Annotated in this window: 1 pseudogene; it reads left to right on the forward strand. The window is 41.4% G+C overall.

Annotation, left to right across the window (positions count from 1 at the left end):
- Positions 1-173: 173 nt before the first annotated feature.
- A pseudogene (locus ACFIKR_RS09625) lies at positions 174-536 on the forward strand (hypothetical protein); the annotation flags it as partial.

Genomic DNA, 536 nt, shown 5'->3' on the forward strand with positions numbered 1-536 from the left:
TATACTTATGAGACAATACCTGCTGGTAGTAACTGGTGGAAAGAAACATGGAATATGTTCACAAATCCCAACAGTGTTCACACATGTCTTGGACATGCGAATGCTATGTGCAACATACTTTATGGCACATCTCATCTAGAACAAAAACCTTGAATTAGATCATGGAGAAAAAAATGAAACAAACCTTAAAATTATTAAGTGCGATAACTCTGTTGAGTATAGCTGGGTGCCAGTTTAATAAAACTCCCACATCTTCTATAGGGGCATGGGAAAAACCAGGAGCAGATTTTACTGAGATAGGAAAAGCCTTGTTAGAATGTGGCATGCCAACACCTTATGATGCAGATCCAGAAAATCAAAATCGCAGTTTCAATCAAATGGCAACCATTGATGCTTGCATGCTTCAAGCAGGGTTCAACTATAAATATGATGTGGGGGGGGGTGGTGTGGAAACCATAAAGCCGAAAATCTCCCGATTTGTCGTCCTGGCGCTGTCATACCACAGCGCAGTGTCAAGAAGCGCTTAAACAGCCCGT

This window comes from Bartonella sp. MR30HLJHH, from assembly GCF_042194195.1.
Classification (GTDB): domain Bacteria; phylum Pseudomonadota; class Alphaproteobacteria; order Rhizobiales; family Rhizobiaceae; genus Bartonella; species Bartonella grahamii.